The sequence below is a fragment of the Paraburkholderia bengalensis genome (assembly GCF_037126505.1).
Taxonomy (GTDB): Bacteria; Pseudomonadota; Gammaproteobacteria; order Burkholderiales; family Burkholderiaceae; genus Paraburkholderia; species Paraburkholderia bengalensis.
This window is the reverse complement of sequence record NZ_JACFYJ010000239.1, coordinates 1-1,633: the sequence shown is the minus strand read 5'-3', so window position 1 is coordinate 1,633 and position 1,633 is coordinate 1. Positions and strand designations below refer to the sequence as shown.

The following is a 1,633-nucleotide window of genomic DNA, read 5'->3' as shown; positions in this document are numbered from 1 at the left end:
TCCAGCTTGTGTGGAAACTGGTTTTCCGCGTCTATGCGAGCGATTGCCGATCAGGTCAATCTTGTTCGGCCCAGACAGCTTGCACCGATCAACCATCGCGTGCGCAACAAAGCCCCTCAGGGCCTTAGCTTTCGACCATCTTCATCGCCTTCAATGTTCCCTGAACGCCGAGTATGTTCATGACCCGCTTGAGGTTGTAAGCCAACACCTGAAGACTCATCTCCGTACTCACCCGCCTGAGCGTCCTGGTCAGGAAGTGTGCGGGGCCCATCCAGTGCTTGAGCGTGCCGAAGACATGCTCAACGGTACTTCTGCGGATGGTCATGGCGTCAGGTTTCCGGTCGAGCCGACGCTGCGTCACTTCAAGCACATTCTCGTGCTCCCATCGCCGAATTCGACGATAGTCAGACGGTGAACATCGTTCCTTGATGTGGCAGCGTGGGCACGCGCTGGGCCAGTAGACTCGCAGATTCAGGTCGTGCTCGACAGTCGTGAATCGATGGATCGCCCGCTCGCCAGCAGGGCATCGATACGTGTCGCTTTTCGCTATGTAGATAAAGTCGGCTTTCGTAAACAGACCTTTTTTCCGGGATGCCGACGTGAGCGGTTTGGGAACATACGCGCTGATGCCATTCAGATCGCATGCCCTTATCTCCGGCCCGCTGAAGTAACCGCGGTCCGCAACAACCTTCAGCTTCGATCTGCCCATCGCGCGCTTCGCGGATATCGCCATTTTGCTGAGTTGTCCATGATCGTTGCCGACATTCGTTACTTCGTGTTCAACGATCAGATGATGTTTCGTATCAACCGCTGCCTGGACGTTGTAGCCCACTATGCCGGAGCCTCTTCCACTCGTTGCCATCGAGCGTGCGTCCGGATCCGTCAGCGACAACTGCCTGTCCGGTTGCTCTTCCAGTTGCCTGCCGATCTGCTTGAGTTCACGCATCTGCTGGCGCAGCACGGCGATCTTCTCGTAGAGCCTGACCGTCTTCACATCGAACCCGGTAGGACTGGTGCGGTCTGCACTTTCAATCAGATCGAGATATCGCTGCACGCTTTCCTCGATCTGCTTCTGGCGCTTGTCGATCTTGCTTGCCGTGTAGTTCCTGTCGCGGGTGTTCGACGCCTTGAACTTGCTACCGTCGATAGCCACCATGTCACTGGATAGCAGCTTGAGCCCGCGACACAGTTCGACGAAACGCCGGCATACGTTGCGGATCGCGGCGCCGCTGTCACGGCGGAAGTCCGCGATCGTCTTGAAGTCCGGAGCAAGCCGTCCTGTCAGCCACATCAACTCAACATTGCGTTGGCATTCGCGCTCAAGTCTCCGGCTCGACGGTATCCGGTTCAGATAGCCGTAGATATAGATCTTCAGCATCACGCCAGGATGGTAAGACGGCCGGCCTGTGAGCGCCGGTGTAGTACCGTTGAAACCGAGCTCTGCGAGATCAAGTTCGTCGACGAAGGCATCGATTACTCTCACCGGATTGTCCTGCCCGACGTAGTCATCGACACATTCGGGAAGTAGTGCGACCTGCTTGCGGTCATCGCCTTCAACGAATCGCTTCATGAGTCACCCGGTCTCAGCGCGTTGATTTAGTTTAGGCGATCAATGCGTTTTCACACAGGCTGG

1 protein-coding gene is annotated in these 1,633 nt (G+C 56.5%); it reads right to left on the bottom strand.

Annotated features, from left to right (window positions below; translation table 11 throughout):
• Positions 1-124 precede the first annotated feature (124 nt).
• Complete coding sequence (locus H3V53_RS42970; protein ID WP_336603008.1) at positions 125-1,570, bottom strand: IS1182 family transposase; 1,446 nt, start codon at positions 1,568-1,570, stop codon at positions 125-127.
• Positions 1,571-1,633 lie beyond the last annotated feature (63 nt).

What these genes read in the sequence shown, in the direction of transcription:
- H3V53_RS42970 (WP_336603008.1), bottom strand. Translation starts at nt 1,570, where the DNA reads ATGAAGCGATTCGTTGAAGGCGATGACCGCAAGCAGGTCGCACTACTT.